This is a genomic window from Virgibacillus natechei (assembly GCF_026013645.1).
GTDB lineage: Bacteria > Bacillota > Bacilli > Bacillales > Amphibacillaceae > Virgibacillus_L > Virgibacillus_L natechei.
This window is the reverse complement of record NZ_CP110224.1, coordinates 1,811,432-1,837,586: the sequence shown is the minus strand read 5'-3', so window position 1 is coordinate 1,837,586 and position 26,155 is coordinate 1,811,432. Positions and strand designations below refer to the sequence as shown.

The window sequence follows — 26,155 nt, the reverse complement described above, 5'->3', positions numbered from 1 at the left end:
TTATCTTCCACTACCAATATTCGACAAGGTATGACTATATTCCTTCTACCATTTTACTATTTTATATTAATATGTAGTAATTTATCCTATGTATACAAAATGTTTACACTCTTGAAAATTTTATTATGTATTCTCTTTCTTAATAACATCCAGCACATCTTGATATGTAGTATCTGTCTCTTTCATCTGATTCTGTACTATTCTCCTAAGCTTATTGAACAACTCTGATTGAGAAGTCATTGTTTCCACCCATTTAATTCCTTCACAAAAGCAGATGCATTTTCTACCACCTTACGTATATCACCTCTAGGTTTAATAGGTTTGTTGTTAAAGCCATAATTACATAAAGGTATCATACAAGCATATGCTGCAATCATTTCTAGTGCTACGCTTCTAACCGTATAATCTGCTCCATCCTTTATGGCATCATACTTACGTTTAAATTTTATGTAATCCTCATCTTTTTCCTCTTTAGCTCCATCTAACTCCATACGATCTAATGCGGCTTCCATACGAATTAAAAGTTCTCCTCTGGTCTCTTTATTCATTTATTCAACCTCAACATTCTTCCATGTGTTACCCAAAATGACATCTTGTATTCCTCGTGTATGCATCCCTAACTCATCTGCCCACTTACTATAAAACTCGCCTTTTCTACCTTCCCATTCAATCCAATCAGTTTTAATAGCAATCACATCAATTTTAGTTAATCGCTTATTACTTCGATTTGATAGCGTAATTTTTGTGATTGGGTCTTGATATTGTTGACTTCTAGAGACAAGCATTAAATTGGTCGCTTCGTTATTTTTCGTATCATTATCTATGTGATGCACTTCTAGTCCTTGTGATCTCCACATCGTCTTATCTTTTCCTGTCATAGCCATCATGACTAAATTATGTACTGATATAGATTTACTTTTTCCCTCGTCATCTGCCTTCACTCTTGCGTAACAGTATCCAAGATAATTTGGATTGGCAGTTATCCATCTTTCAGATTTGTTATTCCATATTCTGCCTTCATCAAGATCAACATAATACCTGCTGAAATTTGGAATAGGATATAGTTCCTGCCCATCTACTATGATTAAATCGTCTCTAAAATTTTCTACTGTCTTTTCCATTTTCCTATCTCCTCTAAATTTTTTTAATCAACAAAAAGCCAAGATCAAAAAGGGGATAATGATCTCAGCCAGTTATTGACTATTAAATTCGGGGAAATGTTGCGTGGTTTAATCGGGGAATCCACTTATTTATAGTCGCTGAATCAACGACATAATAAGAACACTTGTACTATTTTAATTTATTTTAATTTACCTCTTTACTTTACTTTTAACCTGTGATAATATTTAATTACGGAATCGTATAAATAAATTTAAATAAAAAATAAATAGTCCCACCTTGGTACGCATTGTGAAGAGGCGTGGTGGGTTCTGTCAGTATGTATTTTAAAGCTCACGTTTAAAGGAAGTGAAACTCCTGTAAAATTTCTTTTGATTAATTTTGATATTTTGCTTGTAATGTTATTTAACCTGTGATATAATAAAATTACCTATGTACAATTTTAGTTAAAAATAATAAAAGGAAAAGCAGACTTATAAACTCTTTGTGATCTATTAATCTTCTGTCTGCTCTCCCCTATATAGTCGATTATCTCAATCTGTTAAAACATAGTATTGATCGGTATTTTAACAGATTGAAATTTTGTCAATCGCCATTTTTAATTATTTTTTGCTTTTTTTCTCTTAACCTTCTTAATAATCTTCTCTCCTTCTTTAGAACACGCATCAGAACAATACTTATTCTTATGACTCTTAGCCTTAAATCCATCACTACAATACTGACAAATCTTAATTCCATTCAGCTTATAGTTTAAATTTGTCACTATAATATCTCCAAATGCTTCCCACATTGTCTTCTTATTGCCATTCTTATTTGTTACATGAAAATGATAAATCAAGCAATCAGCAACATAAACATCAGACACATCTTCTTCTATTTCTCTTGCGGCATCCATTATCTCATCCTTCATTGCTCTAGCAGCGTACACATACTTATTTTCCTTATCTGTCTCAGAGTTTTGATCGATCATAGACTTTTTTCTTCTGTTGATTTTCTTATAGGCACTGACAATAGCTTTGTCTAGATCCTTGCCCTCACTTTTAAAATTAACCACACTCATCAGCTTAGTGTAATCGAATGTGTCGGCCACACTCTTGAATGTAATCCTTTTATCTACAATAATATCTTCTAGCATATTCATAACTGGCATGTACTCACTAATCACTTTGTCATACTCTTTGCCATTTTCATCTACATCCTTTTCTGTCTCAGCAACAACTTTATCTTCGAATACTTCTTTATCCTTTGCCCACTGGAAAAAGTATGGAGACTTGGCTTTAGTGTATTGTCGTATCAGTCTCTTAGCATCACCTTTTGGCTTCGGCAAGAAATTAGTCTTACTAAAATCTATCATAAAGTTGTTATACATGGTCAAAAATTTTATTGCATCCTGTTTATCCTTGTCCAGTTTTCCCGAGTTCCACACCTTCGTCACATCATTACTAATCGACCCTATGGCAGACCCAAAACTGGATATGAGACTAGTGTATATAGACTTCTCAGATAACGTCTGTAAAGGCGCTGTAGACATCTCATAGTACAATGGAACAATCTTATCAGCTTCCATGTTACGTTTGGCAACTTCTACAAATTTAGTATTTGGGTTGACCACATTAACTTGATCCCCATCGAAGTCACATTGAAGCAAACGTGCGAGAAAATTTTTATTGTTAATATAAATAGCACCAGTGTTAAACCATTTGCTCAAATCACTACCTCTAGTATTCTTCTGTATCCCATGCTCTCTGTAGAGCTGTGGTGATCTTAGAATATCAACAGTACCTGCTTTAATCTTCTTGGTATACACCTCACCTTTATTTAACAAACCTTCGGGATTCTTATTACCTGTTAGTAAAAACTCACAGTAAGCATACAAATCAGGCAGTATAAACATTCTTTTTCCATCTGCTCTCAACGTTCCTGATTTAGCATCCTTAACCATTGATGACTTCTTACTTTTGATCATTTCTTTAGCATGGGAATCATTTAACAAGTTGTCATACATTAACAATGCTTGTTGGAAATTATTCTTCTTCTCATTTTCCTCTGTCGCTCCTAATGACCGTAACATTACATTTTTCTTGTTTCCTAGTTGCTTAATATCATCATTTGTTTTCTCAGCAATTTTTTCAAGCTCGTCAAACTCCATGTCTAAACTCTGTATGTACTGATAGTTAAGATGAATATCCTTTGTCACAACTTCTTCGTTGCATTTGCCGGCTTCACACTCGTACTTCCGGAACAACTCACGATATTCTTCCATACTGTTATAATATTTCCAAGTCTTTAATTGGCTTGCAGATAATATAATTTTCACGTTATCGTTAACTAAATGATGTGTTTCTCCCCAAACATCTACAACCTCATAATTACCAACCTTTTTAGCATGTGCCAAGAAGTCATACGGAGATAAAAGTCCTTTCCCAAACGGAATCCTAAACTGAAAATTCTTATCAGCTAAAGTGGGTAAAATTAATCCAACTCCATCAGATACATTCATAGGCAATGTTTTCTCTTCTGGTGGATGTATCTGATACGTATCTCTGTCGATAAATTCAACTGTATCAGTAACATCAATCTCTAAGTCAGGAACAACTATAACTTGATTTATATCAAAATCATCCCATTTAACAGTTGCTGTATTCTGTAGACTTAAATATGCCAGATACTTATTAATATTGATGCCATATTCAACATCTTCACCTTTATTAAACTTAGTGTTATTGATCCTACCCCAATCCAGTCCAGCGATTAGAGAATCCTTGGCTGTATATTCTACACCTTGATCATTAACCCTTTTCTGATCCAAAATTGTCTTCTTGACGAAAACACATTTTTTATTTTTCATTTGGCCAGCACTTGATGACCAAAACACAAACTCTTCATTATCATCACCGTAGTAGAACCCTTTATTAATAAGATTCTCAAGAGCCTTATAATGGTAAGCCTTGACGATAACAACACTTTCATTTACATCCTTTGTACTCAATCCTAGTAGCCTAGTAAATGATGATTCAAACAGTGCTACAACTTTGTTAGATTTGTTGACTTCTTTCTTCTGTTCTTTATTATATGTATATAGATGGTCACGTCTGAGTGTTCTGATATCCTTATTGTTATCCAGTAGAACATTTAATTCTTTGCTTAAAGTGTTGATCGATTCGTTGACATCTTTGAGTAGATCATCAACCTCACCTGTATTCTCTTCGGAAGACAATAGCTCATTCTTTTTTATACGTAGATCCATTAGCTTGCTGCCAATTTGATTTTCCTCGTTATTGAAAAATGCATCTGTTGAAACTGAGTATACTAATACTTGATTCGTTAAGTTAGCCATTATATAATTTCCCCTTTATGATTTATGTGTTTTTTGGTCGGCTAAGTCAGATTGAATGTCTGACTTAGCTAGTTTCCCCTTGATTTATGTAACGCTTTTTAGTAACATTGTATTTACATTGATTAAACTATAGAATCCAAAAGGTTGCTTATTTGGACTACATATAATACAGTTATCTACTAGTTGTTATTTTTGAAAGGTAGTTTATTTTGACTACATATAATACATATTATATAGTTGTTATTATTTGTATATTGTTAATATAAATCTAAGTTATGACCTGGATTCCATCTTGTACAAATAAACTACCTTTCGGAATACTACTGTTAAACCGAGTTTCATCTTGTACAAATAAACTACCTTTCAGGTTTGCATTAATTGAATGGTAATTCTCCAAATGCAACCTTCTTTTTCTTCTTAGAAATTATCTTGATATGTTCATCATAAGTCTTAACATTCATCTTCTTATATCCTTGTTCTATGAAAGTAAATCTAATTGGATCGTTTGTTATGTATGTATTAGCTTTCCTATATTCATCCTCTAAGCCCGGCGCATAATAATCTTGATTATGTACAACATCGATAAGGTTGTATTTTCTCAGAGCATCTAAGTAGCTGACTAATGACTGATATGATAGCTGAGTCTCTTCGCATAACTTAGGCAAAGGAACATCATATCCCTCACCATATATCTGATTTTTATTCTTTAAGAAGCCATATAAATAGAAGCCTGTAACTCCTAATTTTTCTATACTCATACAATGTATAAATGTCTCAAAGTCAATCATATGAGTATTACTAACATCATAGAATACACCAGTTTTCATCTCATCCTCATAATCTTCTTGATTGATATGAAGATGCTTAATTGGATATTTCGCAGTAAACCTATTGCCATTTTCCATTCTTATTTCTTTCTTCATGAAATAATCTGCATCATCAATCAAGAAGAATTCAGGATCATTGTATTCATCCATTCCCCAAGCTATTGGATAATTACTAGTTGTTTCTGTATATCCCAACAAATCCAATACACCACCATTCTTGATGATATGATTGATTGTTTTGGTGGTTGGGCTGTATCCTAATAGTTGCTTAATCGTTGCAACATCTATACTCTGTGTACCATATTTGGCATTTCTATATAGCCAACTAATTAAATAATAGTAACTATACGCAAATGTAATATGAGGACTCTTAGATAAATTTGTCTGCAAATCCTCAAATATTTCATTGGGCATAAAGTGTATTTTTTCTTGTTCTCTATAATTCAATATTTCTATAATTTCCTCGTATGTATTGCTCATGTAATTTTCTCCTTCTGATTGATTTCTTAGATTAGTTTATTATGTTTAAGCATTCTTTCGTAATTCTATGTAATTGTTGGCAAATTCCCTAACGTATTCTGTGTCAGGGAAGTAGTATACATTCTTAGTAGGCTGTTTCCGATGTGGTGCAGCCTTTATTAATCTACAACCGTTTAACATCATGTAACCTGCCATTGTTTGTGAAAATACTACGTAATTCTTAGTTAGTTGTTGTTCCATTTCAACATTCCTCCCCTTTCTAATATTAATACCGCAATATAATAATCAGAGGCAGATACTGCCCCGCAACCATCATTCAGTCTCAGCCATCTCTATTTCATTTTCCTTTTCTTCTCGATACCACCTATATTCAGCAAACATGTAGTCTTCATGATCTCTATATAAATCATTGGCAGCCTGTTTAATATCTTCTCGATCATTCTCAGTGTCAGCTATGTGTTGAACAAAACTCAGAAATTCTCCATGTAAGTCCTGTTTATCGATAAAGTAGGTAAGTAATGCATTTTCAGCTGTTCGTCGTTCGATTATATTGTGAGCTGTGTGAAATTTTTCAGTGAGCCATTCATTGTTTTCACTCACTTTATTAAAGTTTCTGATTGCCTCTTCAGCCTGATCCTGTGCTTGAATAGTTAGTTTCTTATATCCCTCAGATATTCCCTCCAAGCTCTCAGTTATTCCTTCCATGCCCTCAGATGATTCCTGAAATAATTCTTCAATCACATTTGAAATCTGATCCTTGATAGCATCCGACACATTCCCACCAACTAGTTGTTCTTTAACTTGCTCTAATTTTGTTTTAGCTTTTACCGCATTCTCAAAGCTGTATACTTTTGTCATTTTAATTTCCCCTTTTTTATTATTATTTTTCCTTATTGGCTATAGTGACATTGTGTCTAGGTAATGAATCAACTTGTCCTTACTCATAGATCACCTCCTTAAAAAATTGTATGGTGGTATAAAAATTAAATTCATGGTGGTATAACATTGACATTCAGAAAACTAAGCTATATAATAAGAAATATCATCGAGTTATACCATACATAGTGGTAAACTATATCCTCCCAAAAAAATAGTAAAAGAAACTAGAAGGCTGTTCAACAGCCCTCACATTCTATAAGTATATACGTCTGTCAATGTATATCATACGTACTCTCTAGCTTAACATAGATTAATAGTTTCGTCAAACACCTACATTAGCTGGGTTTATTTGTGTTGTAAATACTGTTGTGTTAGTCATCCATGTTGCTCCATTCGGTTTTCCATACGGCTAATACTTCAGTATTTACTTTGTTGCCTCCTACTGGATCTAATGATAGTTCTGCTCTGAGTCCATCTTCATCTAGCTTAGATTGGATTTCGTGAAGTGGATCAGATGATTTAATCGCTACCGACAATGTGATTTCTCCATAATATGTGTTATCCTCTTGGTTTTTCTGGTTGAATTTTACATCATTGATTGTTTTCATGTTAGTTTATCCCCTTTTGTGTTGTTATTTTTATTGATTATTTACAAAGTGATTTAGTAGCTTTTCAGACTCATAGAAATTAATAGTTGTACTTCTAGTTTTTTCTGCCGATATCACACCTATTTCACCGAGTGATTTTAAGCCAGCTGTTTCTTTTTCACTAGTCGGAATGTGAAAAGTAAAACCTTCCAGTTTTAACATCATTAAATAATTTGTATCTCCATTGTAAGATTCTTGTTCATGATACCCTTCAATATTCATTCTATCTTCATTTAACAACTTCTTAATTACCTCATCTTTAAGATCATACAGTTTATTTTGCCTAGTTTTCGATGCACCGACCACTTGAAAGTTTTTATTGTGATAGCTTGATTGCTTCGTATCCCTACTTAATTTAGCTGATTTATTTATTGTGTAAAGCGCTTCAGCAATATTCTTGTCTGTAACGTCCAATAATTTCACTTTACGCTGCTTAATCTCAATAGTGTTATCAATGTGATACAGAACAAAATCTTTCCATTTTCCACCACCTACTGCCCACAATGTAGCATCATGCTTGCTTTCGTCAACTGGCTTTAATTTCATGTCACGTTTTAAGGCTGTTTTTGTATAGTAACCTTCAGGAATTTTAGACCATCCTTTAAAATGCGGGATTTCTTTTGCAGTTGTTGTCATGTTATGTCCCCTTTTTCTATTATTATTTTGTATCTATCTACTATATTACATCGGTTTCTATTAATTGTCAATAGACTTGTCAGAATATTCTTATACTATACATGGTATAAAACTCTATATTTGTTCACAATTTTGTCACATTAAATCCCTCTGATTAACAAGGACTTTGTTTCCTTTTTATATCCGATATTATAATCCTCATCAACTTCTAACCCATTTATTTCTAAGGAATCGTTTATCGCTTTTCTGTATTCTTGCGTACAGTCAAAGCATGTGATGCTATTAACCGTGTAACTATCGTCATCTTCAAAACTAATCATGATTGTTGCTTCGTCAGACTCTCCTTCAACATAAAGCGTAGTGTTAGCCGAAGAAATATGCGTTTTGTCACTGTCGGTATCAGGATAAGTCATGTTTTTATTGATAGCGATTAGAGTATATTCATATAAAAAATCTTCCAGTGATATTGGTATTGATTCTCTTTTTCCAGCTTCTACTACACTTTCATCTCCAACTATCTCAGGTTCCTCATTAGAAGCCACTTCCATATCCTCTTGAATGGCTGAAATGAGTAACCCGATGCAAATACCTACTACTACAATTACTGCCAGAATGACATCTAAACGCTTTTTAAGTATGTCCATATTTCCCTCCTATTTCTTTTCAATCTCATCAATCATGCGACAAGTTGCGTTATATATTTTTCTCATGTGGCCAGTTTCTTGATCAGCATTGAGATCATTTAAAGTCTGCTTGTATTGCTGCAATGCTAATTCTATTGCAGTCATTTCTTCTGAAGATTCTACTGATAGTTGACGAATATAGTTGTTATCCTTTGCAAAATATTTTTCAATCTTCATCTGAGACCTCCTTCACGTTTTAGAAAATGTGATATTTCTTCCTTTGTTAATCCTAGATTTTTTGCTTCTTTGATTAACTCAGTCCACTCTTGGTTATTCATGTGAGACCTCCCAGCATAATTAAGACGATAATCATAGATGATGGTACTAGAGCATAGAACCATAGTGCATCTGATAGTAGGATTGTATCTTCATCAAAGAAATAGTTGTTCATTTTATAAATCAGCTTCATATTAAATACCTCCTGTTTTTTTCGTATTTCTTAACTAACCTTATTATTGCACATCATAGTGTGCATGTCAACATCTATTTGTAATAAATGCACATCATGATGTATACTAAGGTCAGACACATGAACTGGAGGCTAACATGATTAAATTAAATTTAAGATACCAAATGGAGACAAAAGGATTATCAACTTCTAAATTAGTTGAATTGACTGGAGTACATCGTAATACTATCAGCAAGCTACTCAATGGCAATTCTAATGGAATACAGTTTGAGACACTGGATCTACTTTGTAAGGCTCTGGATGTAGATTCTTCGTGTGATATTGTTGAATTTGTATCGGATGATGACTGAGTGACTTATGTTGCTCAGTCTTTTTTATCGCTAAGATTTCTTGGCGATATATTTTAATTCTTAATGCAGACTTAAGGTACATTTAATGTGTTAGTGTTACAGCTTATAGATTTAAAGTGCATTTAAGGTGGTTGTAATCAAATTGAGAAGTATACTTCTCAAAAACCTTTGCGCTAGCTAGCTGAAATATGACACGTCCACCATCAGACCATAATTAATTATCTTATATGGTTGTTATTACTTGACTTTATCTCTTGACTTCCCCATATATGGGTAGGCGATACCAAGCAACGGCTAGACACAAATCGACTACCTACACGGATAAAAATATAAAATTATCAATGTAAGTAGCAGCCGATTGTGATATATGGTCTAGTCTGACCCGAAGTATCCGTATAGCACCCCTATTATCGTTAGAATCTCTTCTAAACAAGCCTACTGTTTCAAGTATCCCTGACAGTTGAATCAAACTCCGATAATCAGAGTTTGATTGTATGTGGCTTGTCCTACGCATCCTTAGATGCATACCCTTCCTTCGATCAGCGTTATGGTAGCTTTCACCCTTCAGATACCACACCAACAGGGAGGTGTTTTTGTATCCTAGGCTTAGTTTATGCATCTGATAAGCCGTAACATATCAAGGTTAGATTATAGACGTATTATTGGGCAGTCCACGTCTGCTCAAACACCTTGCCATACACCAGATTAAATGGTATAATGAAAGGTATCAGAGCCTATTCAATTAGCGTTGTGAAGCTTTGATAATCCGTTGGCTGAGTGGTGTTGGTAGCACCTACTGAGCCTTTTTTGTGTTATTTTTTCATATTAGTCAATGGACTAGTTTTAACTGAATCCTCAAGCAAATCCTTTACGTTGAGACTAGTGAGATAGCGCTCAGTTGTATTCACTTCTGAGTGTCCCAACAACTTAGATAAACTATAAATATCGATCCCATTCAACAAACTCTGAACAGCAAAGAAATGCCTAAATTTATGCGGTCTAGCCTCTTTAACTTTTGCTCGTCTGCCAGCTTCTTTAACTAGATTGTGAATGCCAACATGACTCATCTCTTCCCCACGATAATTCAGAAAATAATTCTCGTATGGGACATTTTTTCCTTTAAAATATTGCTTTTTCACACGCTCATACTTGATCAGTGTTTTCTTGACGATAGAGCTGAGATTGACTATTCTCTCTTTGTTTCCTTTTCCACTGATCAATATAAAATTGTCGTGAATAGATGAATGAGTGAATCTCCTGATCTCAATTGAGCGTAAGCCACAATCTGCCATTAATGAGACTATAGCCTTGTTACGTATCTCTAAATATTCTTTATTGTTGAAGCAATTGATCATCGTTGTGACTTCCTGTGTTGTATATCCAGTAAGCATCTTTGTACCAACTTTAGGAAGCGTAACTTTATCCATAGGATTAATCTGTATATATTCTTCTTTTACACACCAACTGAAGAATGCTCTCACTTGCTTTGACATCGATACGATAGATGATGGTTGAAGTCCACTCATCTGCTTTGATCTGATATAGCTTTTTAAATCGTGATGTGTGATAGATTCTAATTCTGTTACTTGTCTTTCCTCGATAATGAATTTGTTAAGTTGCTTATATTCCTGATTTTTGTTGATCATTGTTTTATCTGTGAATCCACTTGCTAAACAGTGATAGTAATATTCTTCTAAAACATCTTCTAATAACAACAAAAAAACCACCTTCTCTGCTTTATCTTTCCTAGCAGAAAAAGTGGTTCTAAAAAATCAATCGGATCAAGTTTTAAGTGATGAAAAAAATTAATTATAGCTTTATAAAGGTTGGCATAACAGCATATTGCGTTATTTTTTTCCTTTATCAGATTGATTTTGGTTTTCCATTGAACGCATCATCTGATTAATTTTTTTCTGTGATGGTTTTTGTCCCATTTGCATCATCATTGTACGCAGCATTTGCTCATTGATTGGTGGATTCTTTTTCAAATAATTCATCATATATTTTCTTGCGATAAAAAACCCAAGCGCAACACCAGCAATTAATGCTGCTATAGCTATTAATACAACCCATATTGTGTTCATGTCTTGCTTTCCTCCTTCGTGTTGTCCCTTACATAGTATAGTAAATTACATACAAGAATACAATACTTGTACCCTTTAATATTTGCTAATATAAGGTACTGGGGAAATCCATCCGTAATTTTCTATATTATTTCCTATAATGAAAAGAATTGACTGAAACTGTCTCAGGATAGGGAATAATGTTTCTTCAGCATCCTGCAATGTTTCACAACGAAATTTTAAATGTTTTTCACTGATATGTAAAGAAATTAGATGTAAATTCTTGTTTAATTTAATTTGGGATCCTTCTACTTGAACTGCAACATTATTCAGATGATAATTTTTCATGTGTGAGATCAATTCGGTTTCAGGGAAATCATTTGTAATATAGTCATATTGTTTCTTCAAGTCGATTCTATCATGACTTTTTTGATACGCTTTAATAAAACGATATAAGATATCACTTTTATGAAAGTAATGTTTGGCAATATCTTCTTTTATCCAAAAAACAGAATACTCATACATTGTAGCCAGTCCCCTTTTTACAATCTATTATACGTATTCTATTTTTAAAATCATGTCAGTTTATAGTGCTGGATTTCACTAGTTTTGTCGAACACACAGAAAAGATGGTTCCATAATATATGGAACCATCTTTTCTAATTTCTACTTAATTAATGATTCTACATGTTGAACTACATTCTCAACTGTGAAACCATATTCTTCAATTACTTTATCTCCATTTGCAGAAGCTCCAAATGTATCAATACCTAACACTTTTCCTTCATCACCCACGTAGCGTTCCCAGCCAAATGGTGAGGCCATTTCAATGGCCAACCGACTTTTCACTTGTGCAGGAATCACTTCATTTCTATATGCTTTATCTTGAGCATTGAATCGATCCCATGAAGGCATACTAACCACTCGTACGTCAATTCCCTTTTCTGTCAGTGCTTTTTGTGAATCAACAGCTAATTGTACTTCTGATCCTGTTGCAAGTAATAGGGCGTCAGGTGTCTCTTTTTCAGAATTACTTATTACATAGGCACCTTTTTTCACACCTTCATATGCTTTTTCTTTTGTTCCTTCTAAAGTAGGAAGGTTCTGTCTAGTTAAAACTAATGCAGTTGGCTGATCTACTGATTCCATAGATAACCTCCACGCTGCTTGAGTTTCATTACCATCTGCTGGTCGAATTAGTGAAAAACCAGGGATTGCACGTAATGCAGCTAAATGCTCAACAGGTTCATGTGTTGGACCATCTTCACCGACTGCTATTGAATCATGTGTGAATACATATGTGACTGGTGTATTCATGATTGACGAGAGACGAAGCGATGGTCTTAAATAATCGCTAAAGACAAAGAATGTTCCAGCATAAACTTTCAATCCACCATGTAATGCCATGCCATTTAAGGCAGCTGCCATTGCATGCTCTCGTACACCAAACCATATATTTCTGCCTGCTGGATTCTCACGCGTGAAATCATCATCATCATTAAGTGTTGTTTTATTTGAACCGGCTAAATCCGCACTACCTCCAAATAAATTCGGTATCGTTTTAGCAATTGCATTTAGAACTTTACCTGAAGAGGCTCTTGTCGCAACTGTATCCTTTTCAGGTTCAAATACTGGTAATTCTTTTTCCCATTGTGCAGGAAGTTCACCTTTCATTGAAAGTTCCAGGTCATTTGCAAGCTCTGGATACTTCTCATTATATTTCTTTAGTCGTTGATTCCATTCACGCTCTACTTCGGCACCTTTTTTAACGATTTTCTCATTAAAATCTGAGTACACTTCTTCTGGTACCTGGAAATCCTCGTGTGTCCACTTGTAATATTCTTTTGTAAGTTTTACTTCATCTTCACCTAGTGGGGCTCCGTGTGAAGCTGCCGAAGCTGATTTATTGGGTGACCCATACCCGATAACTGTTTTAATTTCAATTAATGTTGGTTGCTCCGTATTATTTTGTGCCTCACTAATTGCATTTCTTATCGCTTTTACATCATTGCCATCTTCGACACGAATAACCTGCCAACCATATGACTTAAATCTTTGCTCCGTATTATCGGAAAATGAACGATCTAAATCACCATCTAGTGATATATCATTGGAATCGTATAGAGCTATTAACTTTCCTAGACCAAGATGGCCTGCTAAAGAAGCTGCTTCATGAGAAATACCTTCCATTAGGTCACCATCACTCACAATAGCATATGTATGATGATCAACAACTGAAATATCTTCTTTATTAAATTTGGCAGCGAGATGCGCTTCTGCCATTGCCATCCCAACAGACATACCCAATCCTTGACCAAGAGGGCCAGTTGTAGCTTCTACTCCATCTGTATGGTGTACTTCAGGATGTCCTGGAGTCTTTGATTCCCACTGACGGAATCCTTTTAAATCATCCATTGTTACATTGTAGCCAGATAAATGAAGTAAGCTATATAAAAGCATTGATCCATGGCCTGCAGAAAGAACAAACCTATCTCTATTAAACCATTTTGAATTCTTTGGGTTGTGATTCATAAAATCTGTCCATAAAGTATAAGCCATAGGCGCTGCACCCATCGGAAGGCCAGGATGACCAGAATTGGCATTTTCTATTGCATCAATAGAGATAGTTCGAATTGTATTAATTGATAGTTGCTCTGTATTATTTGACAATTTTATTCTCCTTTCGTGTTTAACGACTAATTAGTTTATCCCCTATACTATTCTATAATGAAACTCCTTCTGTCACAAGTAATAAGAAGAAGCTTTTAAAAAAATCCGTTACATTAGCGTTTGCTCTAATGTTTATTATTTCGATCTTGCATATTTTTTACTTTTTCAGGCGTAACATCTTTTCCTTCAGGATCCATTACTTTCACAGATTTGAGTTGATTTTTAAATGAACTGCGTACATTTTTGAGATATGCTTCACGAAGCTCTTTCTGCTCTTCTTTTTCTTCATTGGTTAAACCATTTTCTTTGGATTTTTTCGATAGTTTATTTATACGTTCTATTTTTTCTTTGGACAGCATTTAGCTTTAACCTCCAGGTAGAATTACTTTAAATTATATAGTAAAAGGTCAAAAATAAAATTTTGCCTTTTTGACAGCCCGTCCCGTGAGTCACTCTTTATTATACCCTATTATCACGTATTATGAAACTCCTGGTATCTTCGGTTTACTGTAGCTTTAGACACTGAATAACCCATGCCATTTAATGTTGCTGTAATTTCCTCAAATGTTAAATTATTTTGCTTTAATCGAACGACTTCTTCGATTGGAAATGCGATTCTTTCTCTACCCGGTGCCTTATGTTGATTAGATAGATTAAGACTAGGATTATAGCCTTCATTTATTGCTTTATTCATCCCTCTTTTAATTTTTGCGTTATGGATCTTCCGTTGGTATTCTTCTACAACTCCAACGATTTGTAATACCATCGAGTCAGATTCGGATAACTCAAGCTCACCGTCATGAATTGCTGTATAGATGGATATATCCAACTTTTCCAATTGATAAAATAAAGCAATCTTTGTATTTCCACGACCTAATCTAGTTTCATCCTGTATAAAAAGGGTGTCTGCTGCTCCTGAAGAAAAATAATCAAGCATTTGAAATATACCGTCACGATCTACCTCATAACCACTTACCTGTTCCTCTATACATGCCACCACCGAATAACCATAACGTTCTGCAAGCTTTGTTAATTCCTCTTTTTGTCTAGCTAATGATGTCTCTTGTTCTTTTTTATTTGTACTAACACGACAATACAAAATTGCTTTCAATCCGATCTCCCCTACCTTATATAAAGTAAAATTTCATTCAGTAGGGGTTCCGGCGCACAAATGGTTTCGGTGCCCGAACATTTACGCGCAGTCCCAGGACGTGGCGTATTTAGTCTGCCTCCCCACTGAATGTTTGTTCGATCCACACGACGTGGGTTGTATTAAAGCACTTACGAGAAACTAGTGGTATGATATACTTGGAATATATTTCTACAATTTATGTTTATACACCTAAAAGAACTAAACGAATTTTATATAGTATTGCATGAACTGTCGTATCATGTCAATAATAATTCGAACGAACGTTTGCATTCATTGTATGAAAATGGTAAACTATAATTAATGATTCATTGGAAGTTTTCAATGCACATGACGTGCTAGTGCAGAGGTTGGCACAGGCCCCTTGAGAAACATCACACGCAAAAAGGTGGTTTTCTGTTTCAAGGATGCGCGCCGTATTTAGACAACCCGCCAGTTAAACTGCGATAAAATCCTATAAGCGAGGTGTTACAAGATGACAAAACTTTCTAAAAGACAGCAAATGATACTTGAGTACATTAAAGATGAAGTAAGTAAAAAAGGCTATCCCCCTTCCGTACGTGAAATAGCAGTAGCAGTTGGACTAGCCTCAAGCTCCACCGTACACGGCCATCTTGCTAGAATTGAAGATAAGGGCTATATTAGAAGGGATCCAACTAAACCAAGAGCAATTGAAGTGTTAGATCTATCAGAAGGTAGCGATATTCCGAGAGAAGCACCAAGATATGCACCAGTAATTGGTAAGGTTACAGCAGGTCTTCCTATTACTGCAGTTGAAAATATAGAAGAGTTCATACCATTACCAACCTCAACTGCTAGTCCAGATGACAATTTATTTATACTTGCGATTGATGGTGAAAGCATGATTGAGGCCGGAATATTAGATGGAGATATGGTTATTGTTAAACAACAAAACACAGCACAAAATAGCGATATTATCGTTGCAATGACCGAAGAGAATGAAGCTACAGTAAAACGCTTCTTCAAAGAAAAAGACCACATACGTCTGCAACCTGAAAATGCAACCATGGATCCATTACTTTACAATAATGTCACTATTCTTGGTAAAGTTATTGGTCTGTATCGTAATATTCACTAAAAATAAGCTGCCTGTTTAATAGGCAGCTTATTTTTAATTCCAATCCTAGTAAGTTCTCAAGTACTGTTCTCTCTCCCATGGGTGAACTTGTGTACGGAACATATCCCATTCAATCTCTTTCGCTTCGATGAAGTGTTCAAATAAATGTTCACCTAGAGCATTTACAATTACTTTACTTTCTTGTAGTTGGTTCAATGCATCCATCAATGTTGCTGGTAAATCTTTTACTCCGATTTCCTCGCGCTCAGCTTTCGTCATCACGTAAATATTTCGATCAACAGCTGTTGGTGGTGTTAGTTTATTTTCCACACCATCTAAACCTGCAGCAAGCAAAACTGCCAAAGCCATATATGGATTAGCGGAAGGATCAACACTTCGAACTTCAATTCGCGTACTCACTCCTCTTGAATATGGTATACGAATTAATGGACTTCTATTTGTTGCGGACCATGCGACATAAGAAGGGGCTTCGAATCCAGGCACTAGTCTTTTAAATGAGTTTACTGTCGGGTTTGTAATGGCTGTAAAGTTCGTAGCATGTTTAATAATTCCCGCTGTAAATTGATATGCAATATCACTTAATTCCATTTCACCTTGTTTATCAAAAAATGCATTTACACCGTTTTTAAATAAAGACATATTAACGTGCATTCCTGATCCATTTACACCGAATAATGGCTTGGGCATAAATGTCGCATGCAGGTTATGCCTTCTAGCAATTGTTTTTACAACTAATTTAAATGTTTGAATATCGTCTGCATGTTTAACAGCTTCTGCATATTTAAAATCAATTTCATGTTGTCCTGGTGCTACTTCATGGTGAGAAGCTTCAATTTCAAAACCCATTTCTTCTAATTCAAGAACAATATCTCTACGGCAATTTTCTCCTAAATCTGTCGGGGCTAAATCAAAATAACCACCATGGTCATTAAGCTCTAATGAAGGGTTGCCTGCTTCGTCCAACTTAAATAAAAAGAACTCCGGCTCTGTTCCGATGTTAAAGGCATCAAAGCCTAATTCTTCCATCTTCTCGACATTTCTTTTTAAGTTATACCTTGGGCAACCAGCAAAAGGAGTACCATCTGTGTTATAAATATCACAAATAAAACGTGCTACTTTCCCTTTCTCAGATGTCCATGGAAATACGACAAAAGTATCTAAGTCAGGATATAAATACATATCAGACTCTTCGATGCGAACAAACCCTTCAATTGAAGATCCATCAAACATCATTTTATTATCCAAAGCTTTATCCAATTGGCTGAGCGGAATTTCCACATTCTTAATTGTTCCAAGGATATCAGTAAATTGCAAGCGGATAAACCTAACGTTTTCCTCTTCAATTTGTTTCATGATTTCTTTTTTTGAAAATCTATTTCCCATTCATATTCCTCCTAAGGATTTATTATAAGTATGTACTCAGAGATCTGAGCTAATTCTTAGTCTTAAGTTAAAAACAGGGCTTATGTTTTTTTGATACCCTTAATGCTTAATTAGAAAACTTGACGTGGATAAGCCTTTAAAGGATTTCTTTAGTTGCATTTATACAGATAGGAAACCAATGGATCCGCTTCACGTAGTAGGCATTTATCCTGTAAAATATATGTGTTTTCATACAAAGGTATTATGCTTTCCTATGTGTCAAAAAACCAGATAACTCACCTTGCCTTAGACTAGTTTTCCCATACCTTCCAGCGTCAACTAATTCATTTCTTAATATTTTTCTAAGTTCTTTGTCCGATAAGTTGGATTGTTTGGGTGATCCAACTTTCTTATTCTCTCCTGTATCAAACAACAATTTAATACCCGCTACATTATGTCTCTTATCTAATAAATTTTTAATTTCCAGCAGGCGATCGACATCATTGAAAGAAAATAAACGGTGATTTCCCGACGTTCGCTCTGGACGAATTAAATTATGCTCTTCATAATATCTAATTTGTCTAGCTGTCAGATCCGTGAGCTTTCTAACAATACTTATTCCAAACAAGGGCATAGAACGACGATCTTTATCATTCAATCAGTAATCCTCCTAACCTTTTATTAGTAGTATATTTGATGTGAGATAATGTGTCAATTTTATGTTAGTATTTCTTACATTAAGGCTGTTTTCTAAAAGATTGTGACTGCGGTTACTCGTCACACCGAAAAGAACAGTAGTTACGTCGTCTTTTATATCAATCCGACAATATAAATACAATAATACTTACGAAAGATCCTGCATTAAAAAAGAAGAGAACATTCATGAATGATCTCTTCTTTTTCGCTAACGGTTATTCCTTTCCAATACTTTTACAGATTCAATTAATGCAAGCTTAACATGAGCATATGTAAGCCCACCTTGCACAAAGGCGGTGTAGGGCTCTCTAATAGGGCCATCAGCTGATAATTCAATGCTTGCTCCTTGAATGAAAGTCCCTGCTGCCATAATAACCTCATCCTCATACCCAGGCATAGCACTTGGATACGGTGTTACATAAGAATTGATTGGAGAGTTTTGCTGTATGGCTTGGCAAAAAGCTATCATTTGATCCGGTTGCTTAAATGTAACCGATTGAATGAGGTCTGTCCGTTTGGCTTGATAATGAGGAACAGTTAAATAACCGTTTAATTCCAAAAATCTAGCCGTGAAAACTGCACCTTTTAATGCTTCGCCTACAATATGCGGAGCTAAGAAGAAACCCTGATACATTTCTTGCAACATGTTTAAGGTTGCGCCAGTTTCCTTTCCCAGACCTGGCGCTGTTAAATGGTTCGCACACTGAAAAACCAATTCCTCATTTCCGGCAATATAGCCTCCTGCACGAACAATGCCTCCTCCTGGGTTTTTAATTAATGATCCTGCAATAATATCTGCACCTACATGTAGTGGTTCCTTTTCTTCCACAAATTCTCCATAACAGTTATCTACAAAAACAATTAAGTCTTCATTTAAATTTTTGATGAAGCGAACCATTTTTTCAATTTCAGCTATTGTAAAAGATGGACGTTCATCATAACCTTTGGAGCGTTGTATCCCGATAACCTTCGTTTGGTTGGAAATATGATGTTTGACCGCTTCAAAATCGACAGTTCCATTTTCATTTAAATTCACTTCATTGTATGTAATATTAAAATCCATTAATGAACCGGTGTTATCCCCTCTCTTGCCTATCACTTCTTCTAAAGTATCGTAAGGTTTACCTGTTATATACAGTAGTTCATTACCTGGACGCAATAAGCCGAATAAAGCAGTGGATATTGCGTGTGTTCCTGAAACTAGCTGCGGCCTTACTAAGGAATCTTCTCCTCCAAATACGTCTGCGTAGACCGCTTCTAAACCTTCACGCCCTAAGTCATCATAACCATAACCTGTAGTTGAACTAAAGTGGCCATCACTTATCCTGTTTTTCTTGAATGCATCGAGAACCCGCTTTTGGTTTTTCTCAACTATGGAATTGATTTTTTTGTATTCGATATCGCAATCTTCTTCTGCCTGTTTTATCATGTGGTCAATCATTTGTTGCTACTACTCCTTTAACAATCCTGTGAATGGGTGTGCCTTCCTCATAAAGCCTTTCGTAATATATTGGTCCGTTTCTTCATCGAAATATTGATCTATTACGATGGTCTCATATTCAAGGCGCTTAAGTGTTCTACCCTCATGAGGTTCTAATTTTATTGTATATCTATCCCATTGTTCTTTTAAAATAGCTTCTATTTTCTCCAGTACCGATTGTAAATCAGGTCTTTCATATGCACTTATAAAGATATACGGATGATTAACTGGAATTATATCATTCATAACTAAATCTTTTTTATTGTAAATGGTAAGCATTGGTATATGTTGAGCCTCTAAATCCTCGAGTTGCTTCATCACAATATCTTGTTGCTGTACTTGGTCGGGATGTGAACTATCTACAACATGCAATATGAAATCTGCTTCGGTAACTTCTTCCAAAGTAGAACGAAAGGATGCGATTAAGGATGTAGGCAGATCCTGAAGAAATCCTACTGTATCTGTAACTAAGGAGTGAAAACCAGATGGAAGCTGTATTTCACGTGTTAATGGATCAAGTGTGGCGAATAATTTATTTTCTTCTAATGAATTACTATTGGTTAACTGGTTAAACAAAGTGGACTTTCCTGCATTTGTATAGCCTACAATAGCTATTTGGAAAACCTCATTTGATTTTCTTCGTTTGCGATATTGTTCACGTTGGGCTATAACTAATTTCAATCGTCTTTTAACATCATATATTTTGCGTCTGATATGACGTTGGTCTGTTTCTAATTTTGTTTCACCAGGCCCTCTAGTACCAATTCCTGCCCCCAGGCGTGACATTGCTTCACCTTGACCATGAAGTCTTGGTAACAGATATTCCAATTGAGCAAGTTCCACTTGGAGTTTTCCTTCTTTTGTTTGGGCACGTTGTGCAAAAATGTCCAAAATAAGCTGACTGCGATCAATTAGCCGAGTACCAAAACGATTACCTAAGTTTCTCAATTGCCCTGAAGATAATTCATCATTAGATATAACTAGATCAATATCAAATTCATCTATCTCTCGTTTAATTTCATCGATTTTTCCCTCACCAATGTAAGTAGCAGGATGGATACGACTACGATTTTGAGTCATAACTTTATTAACTGTACCACCCGCTGTTTTACTCAAAGCTACCAACTCTTCTAGAGAGGATTGGAACCGTACATCGGTCTGTTCTGGACTTTTAACTGCAATGATTAGTATTTTTTCTTCTGACATTTATGCTAACCTCTTTCTGTAACACACTTATTAGAAAACGTGGCTTTCGTTAAAGGGATTCTTAGAAATAAGTTCATTGCTTTCTTAGACTCCCTTATACTTGGAGTGCAAAACTTTAGTCGAATGTCCTAGCCCGCACTTATGACGCATACGACGTGCTTGCTAATGCCAGCATTTCGACACTGTTTTTCGGTGGGGCGAGCATTTACGCGCAGTCCCAATGATTTTCGGTGGGGCGAGCATTTACGCGCAGTCCCAGGACATGACGGTTTATCCAGTGAGCAGTAGGTAAGTTATACTTCCCTATCTGCAAGAACATCATAATGCTATACTTTATATCATACCAAAGAATGCATAGTACAAAAAGCTATATATACCTCGACTGTGAATCCGATAATTCTCCTTTTATATCCTTCCAACTTAACTGAATTAAATCTTCGGTGGAAATTTGATTCTGCGCCAATAATCTCACTGCATGCTTTCTAATTGCGTTCTCAATAACATTTCGCACATAACGTGCATTAGAAAAGTTTCTTTTCATTTCAGTCGTTTTTTTATATAACCGACTTCTTAATTCCCATTCAGCTTCCTTGGTTAACCTGTATTCTCTTTCTGAAGCCATTTGCCTGGCAATATCCATTAGTTGATCCACCTCATAATCCTCAAAATCCAGGATAAATGGAAACCTGGATTGAAGCCCAGGATTTAATGTTAAAAAGCGATCCATTTCATATGGATATCCTGCTAAAATCAACACAAAATCATTATGATCATCTTCCATGTGTTTTACTAATGTATCAATTGCTTCTTTGCCAAAATCTTTTTCGCCACCACGTGCTAATGAATAGGCTTCATCAATAAATAATATTCCACCCATTGATTTTTGAATAATAGCTCGCGTTTTCTGCGCAGTTTGACCAATGTATTCACCTACCAGATCAGCTCTTTCTGCTTCAATAAAATGTCCTTTTGATAAAAGGTTCATCTCAAAGTATATTTTAGCAAGTTTTCTTGCAACCGTTGTTTTACCTGTACCTGGGTTACCCTTAAAAAGCATATGAAGCACTTGCTTTGAACTGATTAATCCTATTTCTTTTCGCTTTTCGTTAATTATAATAGTAGCATATATTTCCTTTATCGTTCGTTTCAATTCATTCATAGCTATAAACGATGAAAATTGCTGATCGATATGAGAATATGGACTGTTTTCAATATAGTGCACTTGATTGTGGTTTTCCATTTTCAATTCTTTTTTATCCTGTAGCACGATATTAATTTTTCCATTTTTATTTCGAATCATTTGTGTCTCCATACCATCACTCCTTATTCAAAACAGTATACGCTGTATATAAAATGTTGTGACAAATGCCTATAAAGTAAAACTTATTCAGTGAGGGTTTTACTGCTCGTTAAACTGCGATAAAAATAAAGAACAGACGCGTTGCCGCGTCTGTTCTTTATTTTCATTCTTTTTCAAGGCTAATATTTTTAGAAGGCGCAAATGTAGATATCGCGTGTTTATAAATAAGTTGCTCTTTTCCATCCGTTTCAAACACTATAGTGAAATTGTCAAAAGCTTTAACAATTCCTCTCAATTGAAATCCATTTGTTAAAAATAAAGTAGCTGAGATGTGATTTTTCCTTAGTTGATTTAAATATTGATCTTGGATATTCACTGTTTGAGCCATAACCCTTCCTCCTCTTTTCTATCTATATCTATATAATTCTATTTGTTTTTTAAAACTCCTGCTAGTTCATTTAAAATTATTTCAAATGTTATATCACTTGTTTCTGGTGTAAGGCCATACCATGTAATATCCATTTTATTTTTAAACCATGTATATTGGCGTTTGGCATACCTTCTGGAATTTCGTTTTAGTAACTCAATACACTGACCAATTTGTTGCTCCCCATTTATGTAAGGTATAAATTCTTTATAGCCAATTGCTTTCAGGGATTGACATTTTTCAAAGCCTTGTTCATATAAATGCTTCACTTCATTTACTAAGCCACTTTCCAACATCACATCAATACGCTGGTTGATTCTCTTATATAGAAGTTCTCTATCCATCTCCAATCCAATCATGATTTCGTTATATACTGAATCACGTTTTTGTTCTTGCTGGTATTCAGTCATCGTCATGCCTGTTGTTTCATAGATTTCCAGCGCTCGAATAACCCGGCGATGATTATTTGGATGAATTTTATCAGCCTGACCTGGATCTAATTTTCTCAAGCGATCGTAAAGAGGCTGAATTCCCTCCTTCTCTATTACTTTCTCCAAATAATTTGTAACAGAATCATCTCTTTTTTGATTGGAGAAATTATAATTATATAGTGCAGCCTGAATGTATAAACCACTGCCTCCAACTATAATAGGTGTTTTTCCGCGAGCAGAAATTTCATTAATATATGTTTGAACGTAATATTGAAAGTCAGCCACAGAAAAATCTTCATCAGGATTTTTCATATCAATCATATAATGTTTAATTCCCTGCATTTCCTCTTCAGTAATTTTTGCTGTACCTATATCCATGCCCTTATAGACCTGCATAGAGTCACCGCTAATAATCTCACCATTAAATCGTTTGGCAATTTCAATACTTAATTTAGTTTTACCTACTGCAGTTGGTCCGACAATGACTATTACCGTTTTTTTCATTCGTATTCCCCTAAATGATCCTTTTATTCATATGCTTGATAAGCCCTAAGCATCCAAATATGTTTCTCCATTTTCGCTTGAATAGAAATTAGCAGATCAATAGTAGGTTCATCTTTTTGATCCTCTGCATAAGTCATCCCTTCATTACGAATTTCTGAAATTATTTGTTCAAAGTCCTGGATGAGCTGGGCTATCATTTCATCTTCCTTATCATCTGCATTCGCTTCAATTAAAGTTGCTTCTTTCAAAAATTTACTCATGGTTGCCAGGGGCTTCCCGCCTATCATTAGTATACGCTCCGCAATTTCATCAAGATCTTCTGCGAAACCCTGATACAACTCTTCGAACTTTTCATGTAACACAAAGAAATGCCGTCCTTGAACAAACCAATGATATCGATGTAACTTAACGTACATAACAAAGTGATTTGATAATAATTGATTCAAGAAATTAACAAGCTTTTGATTTTCCATCGTGCACCTCGTTTTGCTTTTTTTATAGCTTTAACGTGGCACAGATTATTTATACATCTTACATCACACGTTTAAACATCTTTTCGAGTTCATACGTAGAAAAGTGTACAATTATCGGTCTACCATGTGGACATGTAAATGGATCTGTTGATTGCCGTAAATCATCCAATAACCGAAACATATCATCATGATTTAAATAATGATTTGCCTTAATCGATCGTTTGCACGACATTAAAATTGCCGCGTCTTCTCTAATTATTTCTACATTAACTTTTTCGTCTTGCATAATTTGGTCAATCATTTCCCGTATTACCTCTTCTTCAAATCCATTCGGGAACCAATTTGGATGTGAACGTATAATATAGCTTTGCTGACCAAACGATTCAAAAAATAAACCTACATTCTCTAATTCCGCTTTATATTGTTCTATAAAAATAGATTCTTGTTTGGAGAATTCAAATGTTAGTGGGAGTAACAGTTGCTGTAATTCATTATTCGTATCCCCTAATTTTTTCTTAAAGAATTCATATTTAATTCGTTCCTGGGCAGCATGCTGATCTACCATATACAAGCCATTTTCATTTTGCGCTAGTATATAGGTTCCTTGCAGTTGACCAATTGGGTACATGGCAGGAATGCGTTGTTTCGTGAACTCCTCTTCCTTATAATTCGAGTTATCCTTTAACTCTGCTTCTGCTTCTGCTTCTGCTTCTAATGGTGACTGCTCCGTTTGAACACTTTTCTGAAGAAATGGTGTTCCACTGTGCGGTTCCTGCTGTTGATTGTCCATCATTACAGGTTGCGGTTCATTGATTATGGTGTCGTCTGTAGTCCTTACAGATGACTGAGCTTGGTTAATGGGTTCTTCAAAACGCATGGTATGTTGCTCGGATTTATCCTTTTTGAATTGCTGTTTATGCACTTCTGGAATTAGGGTTATTTCTCTGAATTTATTTTTAATCGTCTCTTCAATTGCTGCAAATAATTCCTTTTCTTTACTAAAGCGGACTTCCTGCTTTGTTGGGTGTACATTAACATCAACTAAAATAGGGTCCATTTGAATGGATAGCACAACAATTGGCGAACGACCAATTGGCAATAAGGTGTGATAGGCTTGAATAATAGCCTTATTTAGCGGAATGCTTTTAACGAAACGACCATTGATAATAGTAGAAATATAGGATCTTGACGCCCTTGTCACTTCCGGTCTAGCGATATAACCCTGAATAGAAAAATCAAGTGTCTCCTGTTTAATTCGTAACATTTTTTTTGCTGTACCCATCCCATATACCTGTGAAATAACGTTAAGCATGTCACCAGTACCAGGCGTATGAAACAGCGATTTCCCATTATGTGTTGCTTCAAACCTTATTTCAGGATGAGCTAAGGCTATTCGATTAAGCAGGTCTGTAATATGTCCTAGTTCCGTATGAAGACTTTTCATATATTTTAACCTTGCTGGTGTATTATAAAACAAATCGTTAACAACAATTTCTGAACCCCTTCGCGCATCACTTTTTGTTTTATCGACGATTTTTCCGCCTTCTAATGATAACAAAGTACCTGCCGCGTCCCCTTGAGATGTCTTTACAGTTAATCGGCTAACTGATGCAATACTGGCAAGTGCTTCCCCACGAAAACCAAGTGTTTTTACATGAAACAAGTCATTTTCTTCTTTTATTTTGCTTGTGGCATGAGGTAAAAAGGCTTTTTCACCATCCTCTTCAGACATGCCATCCCCATCATCCGTTATTTTTATTTGCTGTAATCCTGCCTCCGAGATTTCAATTTTAATCCATGTACTGTTTGCATCAATACTGTTTTCCACTAATTCCTTCACAACAGATGCAGGCCGTTCAACAACTTCGCCAGCCGCGATTTTATTAGCTAATGCATCAGGCATTTGTACAATTTTCATGCAAACAAT

The 26,155-nt window shown here is 35.2% G+C and carries 29 protein-coding genes; 2 read left to right on the top strand and 27 right to left on the bottom strand.

Annotated features, from left to right (window positions below; all coding sequences use genetic code 11):
• Window positions 1–236: 236 nt before the first annotated feature.
• The 12 genes from OLD84_RS09560 to OLD84_RS09505 form a co-directional block, all read right to left on the bottom strand.
• Window positions 237–548 (bottom strand): hypothetical protein, encoded by a 312-nt coding sequence (locus OLD84_RS09560; RefSeq protein ID WP_209461240.1) that lies wholly within the window; start codon window positions 546–548, stop codon window positions 237–239.
• Window positions 549–1,121: an HNH endonuclease gene (locus OLD84_RS09555; protein WP_209461241.1), complete on the bottom strand. Its 573-nt coding sequence runs from the start codon at window positions 1,119–1,121 to the stop codon at window positions 549–551.
• A gap of 596 nt (window positions 1,122–1,717) precedes the next feature.
• A complete protein-coding gene (locus OLD84_RS09550; RefSeq protein WP_209461242.1) occupies window positions 1,718–4,456 on the bottom strand; it encodes a hypothetical protein in 2,739 nt (912 codons plus the stop codon).
• 374 nt (window positions 4,457–4,830) lie between these two features.
• Window positions 4,831–5,763 carry a hypothetical protein gene (locus OLD84_RS09545; RefSeq protein WP_209461243.1) on the bottom strand — a complete coding sequence of 311 codons (933 nt, stop codon included), beginning with the start codon at window positions 5,761–5,763 and terminating at the stop codon, window positions 4,831–4,833.
• A 45-nt stretch (window positions 5,764–5,808) separates the two neighbouring features.
• Window positions 5,809–6,003 carry a DUF5659 domain-containing protein gene (locus OLD84_RS09540; protein ID WP_209461244.1) on the bottom strand — a complete coding sequence of 65 codons (195 nt, stop codon included), beginning with the start codon at window positions 6,001–6,003 and terminating at the stop codon, window positions 5,809–5,811.
• A gap of 72 nt (window positions 6,004–6,075) precedes the next feature.
• Window positions 6,076–6,621: a hypothetical protein gene (locus tag OLD84_RS09535; protein ID WP_209461245.1), complete on the bottom strand. Its 546-nt coding sequence runs from the start codon at window positions 6,619–6,621 to the stop codon at window positions 6,076–6,078.
• Window positions 6,622–7,013: 392 nt separating this feature from the next.
• Window positions 7,014–7,250 carry a hypothetical protein gene (locus tag OLD84_RS09530; RefSeq protein WP_209461246.1) on the bottom strand — a complete coding sequence of 79 codons (237 nt, stop codon included), beginning with the start codon at window positions 7,248–7,250 and terminating at the stop codon, window positions 7,014–7,016.
• Window positions 7,251–7,280: 30 nt separating this feature from the next.
• A complete protein-coding gene (locus tag OLD84_RS09525) occupies window positions 7,281–7,925 on the bottom strand; it encodes a YkyB family protein (protein ID WP_209461247.1) in 645 nt (214 codons plus the stop codon).
• Between the two features lie 140 nt (window positions 7,926–8,065).
• Complete coding sequence (locus OLD84_RS09520; protein ID WP_209461248.1) at window positions 8,066–8,569, bottom strand: hypothetical protein; 504 nt, start codon at window positions 8,567–8,569, stop codon at window positions 8,066–8,068.
• Between the two features lie 9 nt (window positions 8,570–8,578).
• Window positions 8,579–8,785 (bottom strand): hypothetical protein, encoded by a 207-nt coding sequence (locus OLD84_RS09515; protein ID WP_209461249.1) that lies wholly within the window; start codon window positions 8,783–8,785, stop codon window positions 8,579–8,581.
• Entirely contained in the window at window positions 8,782–8,886 is a 105-nt protein-coding gene (locus OLD84_RS09510) for an anti-repressor SinI family protein (RefSeq protein WP_209461250.1), read from the bottom strand. The genes OLD84_RS09515 and OLD84_RS09510 overlap by 4 nt, the downstream gene beginning before the upstream one ends.
• Window positions 8,883–9,017 carry a hypothetical protein gene (locus OLD84_RS09505; protein WP_264917446.1) on the bottom strand — a complete coding sequence of 45 codons (135 nt, stop codon included), beginning with the start codon at window positions 9,015–9,017 and terminating at the stop codon, window positions 8,883–8,885. Before OLD84_RS09505 ends, OLD84_RS09510 begins: the two co-directional genes overlap by 4 nt.
• Window positions 9,018–9,154: 137 nt before the next feature.
• Here OLD84_RS09505 and OLD84_RS09500 point away from each other — a divergent pair, with 137 nt between their 5' ends.
• Entirely contained in the window at window positions 9,155–9,367 is a 213-nt protein-coding gene (locus tag OLD84_RS09500) for a helix-turn-helix domain-containing protein (protein WP_209461251.1), read from the top strand.
• A gap of 812 nt (window positions 9,368–10,179) precedes the next feature.
• Here OLD84_RS09500 and OLD84_RS09495 read toward each other — a convergent pair.
• The 6 genes from OLD84_RS09495 to OLD84_RS09470 all read right to left on the bottom strand — a co-directional run bounded on the left by OLD84_RS09495 (window position 10,180) and on the right by OLD84_RS09470 (window position 15,211).
• Window positions 10,180–11,082: a tyrosine-type recombinase/integrase gene (locus OLD84_RS09495; RefSeq protein ID WP_209461252.1), complete on the bottom strand. Its 903-nt coding sequence runs from the start codon at window positions 11,080–11,082 to the stop codon at window positions 10,180–10,182.
• 132 nt (window positions 11,083–11,214) lie between these two features.
• On the bottom strand, window positions 11,215–11,451 hold the full coding sequence (locus tag OLD84_RS09490) for a YneF family protein (protein ID WP_209461253.1): 237 nt from the start codon (window positions 11,449–11,451) through the stop codon (window positions 11,215–11,217).
• Window positions 11,452–11,526: 75 nt separating this feature from the next.
• Entirely contained in the window at window positions 11,527–11,955 is a 429-nt protein-coding gene (sirA, locus tag OLD84_RS09485) for a sporulation inhibitor of replication protein SirA (protein ID WP_209461254.1), read from the bottom strand.
• Between the two features lie 141 nt (window positions 11,956–12,096).
• Window positions 12,097–14,100 (bottom strand): transketolase, encoded by a 2,004-nt coding sequence (gene tkt / locus OLD84_RS09480; RefSeq protein WP_209461255.1) that lies wholly within the window; start codon window positions 14,098–14,100, stop codon window positions 12,097–12,099.
• A gap of 125 nt (window positions 14,101–14,225) precedes the next feature.
• A complete protein-coding gene (locus tag OLD84_RS09475; protein ID WP_209461256.1) occupies window positions 14,226–14,459 on the bottom strand; it encodes a DUF896 domain-containing protein in 234 nt (77 codons plus the stop codon).
• A gap of 113 nt (window positions 14,460–14,572) precedes the next feature.
• The gene (locus tag OLD84_RS09470; RefSeq protein WP_209461257.1) at window positions 14,573–15,211 is read right to left on the bottom strand and encodes a YneB family resolvase-like protein; all 639 of its coding nucleotides are present in this window, start codon (window positions 15,209–15,211) and stop codon (window positions 14,573–14,575) included.
• A 514-nt stretch (window positions 15,212–15,725) separates the two neighbouring features.
• Between OLD84_RS09470 and lexA the strand changes: the two genes are divergently transcribed.
• Entirely contained in the window at window positions 15,726–16,349 is a 624-nt protein-coding gene (lexA, locus tag OLD84_RS09465) for a transcriptional repressor LexA (RefSeq protein WP_209461258.1), read from the top strand.
• A gap of 45 nt (window positions 16,350–16,394) precedes the next feature.
• Here lexA and glnA read toward each other — a convergent pair whose 3' ends face one another.
• From glnA to mutL, 9 genes are all read right to left on the bottom strand, one after another.
• The gene (gene glnA / locus OLD84_RS09460; protein WP_209461259.1) at window positions 16,395–17,732 is read right to left on the bottom strand and encodes a type I glutamate--ammonia ligase; all 1,338 of its coding nucleotides are present in this window, start codon (window positions 17,730–17,732) and stop codon (window positions 16,395–16,397) included.
• Window positions 17,733–17,973: 241 nt separating this feature from the next.
• Window positions 17,974–18,369 (bottom strand): MerR family transcriptional regulator, encoded by a 396-nt coding sequence (locus OLD84_RS09455; RefSeq protein ID WP_209461260.1) that lies wholly within the window; start codon window positions 18,367–18,369, stop codon window positions 17,974–17,976.
• A gap of 246 nt (window positions 18,370–18,615) precedes the next feature.
• Window positions 18,616–19,848: a methionine gamma-lyase family protein gene (locus OLD84_RS09450; protein WP_209461261.1), complete on the bottom strand. Its 1,233-nt coding sequence runs from the start codon at window positions 19,846–19,848 to the stop codon at window positions 18,616–18,618.
• 9 nt (window positions 19,849–19,857) lie between these two features.
• A complete protein-coding gene (hflX, locus tag OLD84_RS09445) occupies window positions 19,858–21,093 on the bottom strand; it encodes a GTPase HflX (RefSeq protein WP_209461262.1) in 1,236 nt (411 codons plus the stop codon).
• 367 nt (window positions 21,094–21,460) lie between these two features.
• Window positions 21,461–22,405 carry a stage V sporulation protein K gene (gene spoVK / locus OLD84_RS09440; protein ID WP_209461263.1) on the bottom strand — a complete coding sequence of 315 codons (945 nt, stop codon included), beginning with the start codon at window positions 22,403–22,405 and terminating at the stop codon, window positions 21,461–21,463.
• Between the two features lie 151 nt (window positions 22,406–22,556).
• Complete coding sequence (gene hfq / locus OLD84_RS09435; protein ID WP_209461264.1) at window positions 22,557–22,781, bottom strand: RNA chaperone Hfq; 225 nt, start codon at window positions 22,779–22,781, stop codon at window positions 22,557–22,559.
• A 38-nt stretch (window positions 22,782–22,819) separates the two neighbouring features.
• Window positions 22,820–23,755: a tRNA (adenosine(37)-N6)-dimethylallyltransferase MiaA gene (gene miaA, locus OLD84_RS09430; protein ID WP_209461265.1), complete on the bottom strand. Its 936-nt coding sequence runs from the start codon at window positions 23,753–23,755 to the stop codon at window positions 22,820–22,822.
• A gap of 23 nt (window positions 23,756–23,778) precedes the next feature.
• Window positions 23,779–24,228, bottom strand: coding sequence for a Dps family protein (locus OLD84_RS09425; protein ID WP_209461266.1), 450 nt, complete (start codon window positions 24,226–24,228; stop codon window positions 23,779–23,781).
• A gap of 58 nt (window positions 24,229–24,286) precedes the next feature.
• Window positions 24,287–26,146, bottom strand: coding sequence for a DNA mismatch repair endonuclease MutL (gene mutL, locus OLD84_RS09420; protein WP_209461267.1), 1,860 nt, complete (start codon window positions 26,144–26,146; stop codon window positions 24,287–24,289).
• Window positions 26,147–26,155: the final 9 nt, after the last annotated feature.